Genomic DNA, 6,470 nt, shown 5'->3' on the forward strand with positions numbered 1-6,470 from the left:
GATGGCTTCAATTTAAGGAGGATATATCATGAAAGATGTGATTTTCACCGGCGCAGGCACAGCGGTTGTGACGCCGATGAAGGAGGATGGCACAATCCATTATGAGATGTTCCGGGAACTGCTGGAGATACAGATTCGGGAATCCGCGGATGCGGTTGTCGTGGCAGGCACCACCGGCGAAGGCTCGACGCTGAATGATGCGGAGCATATCGAGTTGATCCGGTTTGCCGTAAAATGTGCCGCGGGCAGAATCCCGGTCATCGCCGGGGCCGGCAGCAACAACACAGAGCATGCCGTCTATCTGTCCCGGGAATGTGAAAAGGCGGGGGCAGACGCGCTGCTGCATGTGACGCCGTATTACAATAAGGCGTCGCAGCAGGGGCTGTTTCTCCACTTTTCAGCGTGTGCAAAGGCGGTGAAGCTGCCCATCATTCTGTATAATGTCCCGTCGCGGACCGGGGTGAACATCTTTCCGGCCACTTACAAGCGCCTGAGTGAAATCGACAACATCGTGGCGGCAAAGGAGGCCAGCGGCAACTTCTCACAGATGGCGAAGATCGCATCGCTGTGCAAGGACGACCTTGCCATCTATTCCGGAAACGACGACCAGATCACCTCTGCGCTTGCACTGGGCGCGAAGGGTGTGATCTCGGTGCTTTCGAACATTGTGCCGCGGGATACGCACAAGCTGTGCGCCGCCTATTTTGACGGAGACCGAGAGGAAAGCGATAATTTGCAGCTTCATTATCTGGAACTGATTGAAGCGCTGTTTCTGGATGTGAACCCCATCCCGATCAAACAGGCCATGCGCGCGATGGGATATGATGTGGGGCACTGCCGCCTTCCGCTGTGCGATATGGACCCAACGCTTGCGGAGAAGCTTGAGGCCGCGCTGTCCCGCTATGGCTTGCTGAAGGAAAGAAGGCCGGTAGGGTCGGTTACCATCCACCGTCCAGGAAATGCGGGTATTGTGCTGGCAAGGAATTTATAGCATTGTGATATCTAGATGCCGCGCGGTATCGAGGCTTTTCAATGATATATTCAGGTATAATGGATGTTTAGGCACATTGGCAGGATGTTGTGGACACTGAAACACAGCGGTTTCGCTATGTTTACCAAGTGACACTTGGCAAAGTGGATGTTCTTCTTTGCGCGGCCAAAGAAGAACCAAGAAAAGCCGCCAAAGGGGGAATGCCGCTTCGGTACAATGAGAATGGACGTCATTCCCCCTTTGGATTCCCCCTCTGCCCGGCCGCACCACATTTGGGGCAAGGAAGCTCAGCGTTCGCTGGGTTCGAACGTCCGTTATTCTGGCGGTTATATCTATATATTCCGCTCGCCCTGCATTCCGAATCCATAGGAACAATTGATCTGCTCTATGCTGTATGGTAAAGGTTTCGTTTTGTACTCTAAATAAGCAGGGTGGTTGCCCGACGTGCCTGTCTAAGAGAGTTAAATCCCTGTAGATTCTCTGTAAGATACTTAATCGAAGGATCGTGATATATCTATGACCAATGAAACCTGCAAGAATCGATGTCAGTTCACGAACCAGCTAAGGTATTGGGGTACCATGAGTACAACCTGTAGCCGGGGAAGCGTCCGCTGCTAGCTATGCCCAACCACCCTGCCAAAAGCCAGACGCCGCCCGCAGGCGGCCGAAGAGGAAAGCGGGATATCAGAGGGGATTTTCAAGGGGGCCATCTGGCCCTAAGTGGCACAGTGTATGGCCCCCTTGAACGGCCTTTCTTGGTTACTTCTTTGGCCTCGCAAAGAAGTAACTGCCACATTGCCAAGTGTCACTTGGAAAACCGGGCATAACCGCTGCACATCAGCGGTACAGCAACCACCTGGCCAAGTGGAATGCTGAACATAGATAGAGTGCACTTCACTTATTGACAAGCGCAGCGTGAATGTACCGACACACCGGTACGCTCACGCTTTTTTTATGTTGCTTTCTTGTACCGTCAGTAGGGGTAATCCAGATATTCCATCAACATCCAACATTTTGCGCTTTTCAGGAGTTAGAGACAAGATATCGGATAATAGAGCCCCTATGGTTGTATGGGGCATCATCCATATTTCTCTTCTATAATAACAAACAGGACAGAATGAAATGCGGTATGGTATCTTTCATTTTAATGAAAATACAATATTGTATATTGCATTTTCATAATTGTAACAATCAGTCAAATAAATGCGCCATCCATCCAAACAGATGGGCGGTATACACAAGCAATAATATGAAATTCTATACAAATCGTCGAAAGAATCATAAAAAATAGAAAAAAGTTGACACAAATTCTTCATGGTTGTATACTGAAACTGGCAATCAACTTGATCCGGACCGGGCTGAGGACGTTCACCGCTCGAAAACGATTTCAGTCCTGAAAGAACAGAAGGGATTCTACAGACAAAAGGAGAGAAAAAGATGAAAAGAAAAAAGACCAGCAGAATACTGGCGATTGCGCTCAGCGCCATTCTGGCGGCAAATTCCTTCGGCTTCACAGCATTTGCGGAAGATGCTTCCACTGCCGGGTATCCAGAACTCGAGACCAAGGTCAATGAGGTGCTGTCCCAGCTGACCCTGCGCGACCGTTCCTACTTCGCGAACGGCGTCGTAAACCGGAACGCTCCCGGCCAGAACCCGAATGTCGGCAGCCAGACCAAGGCGTTCCCGGAAGCGGGGCTGTCCTATATGTCGGTCTGCGACGGCCCAACCGGCGTCAACCAGGGGGGAAGGGCGCATACCGGCTTTGGTTCTGGCATGATCATCGCATCGACCTGGAACCGCGACCTGACCTACAAGGTCGGCGAGGTCATCGGCAAGGAGTGCATTGCCAAGGATGTGCAGTATTTTCTCGGTCCGGCGTGCAACATCAACCGCGACCTGATCAACGGCAGAACCTTCGAATACTACAGCGAAGACCCGTATCTGTCCGGACAGGTGGTCACACCGTATGTCAAAGGCGTGCAGGATCAGGATGTCGCGACGACCATCAAGCATTACCTTGCGAACAATCAGGAGAAGAACCGCAACTTCTGCAGCTCGAACGTCAGTGAACGCGCGCTGCACGAAGTTTATCTGCCCGCCTTCAAGGAAGTCACCGAAGAGGGCGACGCGTGGGGCGTCATGACCGCGGCGAACCGCATGAACGGCGTGTTCACCAGCGACAACCGCTACACCATGACCAACCTGCTCAAGGATGACTACGGTATGCGCGGCATCATCATGACCGACTGGTGCAACACCAGGACCGACATCATCGCGGCAAAAGCGGGCCTTGACCTTGCCATGCCGGAGAGTAACGGCAGCCTGTTCGCGCAGGCAAGGATGGAAGAATACGTCCGCAGCGGACGGCTGGATGTCAGCTATCTGAACAATCTGTCCCAGCGGCTGATCCGCGCCGGCTATCTGACCAAATCGATGATCACGACCGATGAGATCGACAACACCGGCTACACCGCGGCCGACCGCAAGCCGGGCGAGATCAACACGCCGGAAAACCAGGCGGTTGCCCGTCAGGTCGGTGAAGAGGGCATCACGCTGCTCAAGAATCAGGATAAAATCCTCCCGATCAACAAGGATGAAGTGAAATCCATCGCCGTGCTCGGCAAATATGTCGACTACAACTTCTATGGAAACCACGGCGGAAGCGGCGTCAACTTCCCGCCGTACCAGATCACCAATATTCAGGGCCTTAACAATAAACTGGCCGGCAGCGATGTGACGCTGAACCGCGCGGGCTATGATGAAGGCAATGCGGACAAGACCATTGCGGATGCAGTGGAGGCCGCGAAGAAATCCGAAGTTGCGATTGTCTATGCGGGACTCAACAGCACCTCGACGAACGACCCGAACGTGGCGGACACCGAGGATGGAGACCGCGGAAATCTCGATTTCCCGGAATTCCAGAAAAACCTCATCAACGCGGTTGCCCAGGCGAATCCGAACACCATCGTCGTGCTGTCCGGCTCGATGTATGAGGTGCGCGACTGGGTGGACAATGTCAAAGGCGTGGTGCAGACCTACTATGCGGGCATGGAGGGCGGAAACGCCGCCGCCGATGTCCTGCTTGGAAACGTCAACCCGTCCGGCAAGCTGACCAACACCTGGCCGAAACGCTACGAGGATACCCAGGGCTATGTCCCGGGCCACGAGGGCGAGGACCAGCGCGATGTCAAATACAACGACGTCTGGTACAAAGAGGGCGTCTATGTCGGATACAAATGGAATGACAAGATGGGCATCGAGCCGGAATTCCCGTTCGGCTACGGCCTGTCCTATACCGATTTCACCTATTCGAACATCCGTCTGAGCGCGGATGAGATGGGCCCAGAGGGCACCGTCACCGCAATGGTGGACGTCACCAACAGCGGCGATATGCCCGGCAAAGAGGTTGTGCAGATGTACATCCACGACCCGGCAGCCAAGGTGCAGCGGCCGCTCAAGGAGCTCAAGGGCTATGAAAAGATTTCGCTCGATCCGGGCGAAACCAAGACCGTCAGCTTCACGATCGACAAGGACGACCTGTGCTACTGGGATGTCGATTTCCACAGCTTCATGGCGGACGCCGGTGAATTCCAGGTTTGGATCGGCTCCAACAGCGAAGACCTGCCGATGAAGGCGTCCTTCAACCTGACCGCCGGCACCGCGCCGGATGAGGATTATCAGGTCATACAGGCCGAGAGCGGCACCGACAAGCTCGACACGCTGACCCTTTCGAACGACGAGGTCGACGCCGAGCTGACCGGCTCCCCGAAGACCCAGTACCTGAAGCTCACCAACGCGGGCGCGACCGCGAAGTGGAAGGTCAGCGTCCCACAGGACGGCAGGTATTCGATCATCGTGCGCTATTCGAACGCGGGCTTCAACGGACCGAGCGCGAACAGCTACGGACCGAACAAGATCAGCGCCCTGACCGTCAACGGTATGCCGTGCGGCAACTACGACTTCCAGAACACCCGCTGGGAGAACGTCTGGAACTTCGACAGCATCGACGTCGAGCTGAAAGCGGGCGAAAATGAAATCCAGATCACCGCAGGCGAAACCGCGGCGGATCTCAACATCGATAAGCTCATTGTGCAGACGCTGCACGACGATTATCCCGAACCAGCTCAGTGCGCGCCGGACAGCGGTGATGTCACGCCGCCGGAACCGGGCGAGGACGGCGATGTCTATCAGGCCGAAAACTTCCGCCTGGAAAGCGGCGTCTCGGCGCAGAGCAAATATCCAAACTACACCGGCGACGGCTACGCGGCATTCGAAAAAGCGGGTAGCGAGGCTTCGTGGGATATCATCTCGCCGACCTTCGCGGAGGGCTTCCGCGTGGCGGTGACCTATGCGAACGGCAACGACACCCCGAGCGCTTGCGACATCTATGTCAACGGCATCCACTATGGCAGCTACTATCTGCCGCCGACCGGCAGCTGGGGCAGATGGAAGACCGAGCAGTCCCCGATTCTGACCTTCCGCACCGGACTGAACACCATCCGCATCGTTTCAAAGGACGGCTCCGTCAGCATCGACAAGCTGATCGTTTCGGGCGGCATGGTGGACAACGAGACCACCCCGCCGGTGATCAACGCCACGCTTCCAAGGGAGGGCGGAACCCTGACCGGTGTCACCGGCACGGCGATCGCGGCATTCTCCGAAATCATCCGTGAGTCAGGCGGCTTTGCCAACATTTCGATGAAGGATGCGGACGGCGACGCGGTCGCGGTCTCCGCTTCCATTGAGGGCACCAAGGTGCTGATCAGCCCGAAAAGCCCGCTCCAATATGACCACACCTATACGGTCACGATTCCGAAGAACGCCGTGACCGATGAAAAGAACAACCAATTTGCGGAGGATTACAGCTTCTCCTTTAAGACCCCGATGGCATACATCTTTGAAGAGGACGGCGCGGCCATCGACTTCGGCGGAAGCTGGACGGCCGATGAGAACGACGCGTATTCCGGCGGCAGGGCGAGGGTTACCTCGACGGCCAACGCGACCGCGAACTTCTGGATTGACGGACCGAACGCGGTCATTTACGGCACCAAAGGCCCGGACATGGGCATTGTGGAGATCAAGATCGACAACGGCGACATCGTCCGCACGGTCGATTTATACAGTCCGGAAGTACAGTATCAGCAGCCGATCGTGGACACGGGCTCGCTGACCTCCGGCATGCATATGATCACTGTCCGCGTGACCGGCGATAAGAATCCGCAGTCCTATGGAACCGGCTTTGCATTCGATTATGTCAGCGTCGTCGGTTCGATGGCCGGACAGTCGCTTTCCAAGCAGGGCTGGGATGCCAGAAGCTTTGCGGCGGACGACACCGCGGGCGGCTACGGCAAGCCGGAAGGCCCGGCCGCGGCATTCGACAGCAACTCGTCCAGCAGATGGGTCTCCTGCAATATGCAGAGCCCGGGACAGTGGTATATGCTCGACCTCGGCAAGGAGGTAAACTTCAACACGCTGGCAT

At 55.6% G+C, this 6,470-nt stretch carries 2 protein-coding genes; both read left to right on the forward strand.

The genetic code is table 11. The features are described 5' to 3' along the window. Nucleotides 1-28 precede the first annotated feature (28 nt). Nucleotides 29-991: a 4-hydroxy-tetrahydrodipicolinate synthase gene (dapA, locus tag BN348_RS04340; protein WP_040196476.1), complete on the forward strand. Its 963-nt coding sequence runs from the start codon at nucleotides 29-31 to the stop codon at nucleotides 989-991. 1,437 nt (nucleotides 992-2,428) lie between these two features. After that, a partial coding sequence (locus BN348_RS04345) for a glycoside hydrolase family 3 C-terminal domain-containing protein (protein ID WP_040196478.1) occupies nucleotides 2,429-6,470 on the forward strand: 4,042 nt, incomplete at its 3' end.

It is taken from the genome of Candidatus Soleaferrea massiliensis AP7 (assembly GCF_000820765.1).
Taxonomy (GTDB): Bacteria; Bacillota; Clostridia; order Oscillospirales; family Ruminococcaceae; genus Soleaferrea; species Soleaferrea massiliensis.

Bases quoted from the DNA above. Each gene is read 5' to 3' on its own strand.
- dapA (WP_040196476.1), top strand. From the start codon at position 29: ATGAAAGATGTGATTTTCACCGGCGCAGGCACAGCGGTTGTGACGCCG.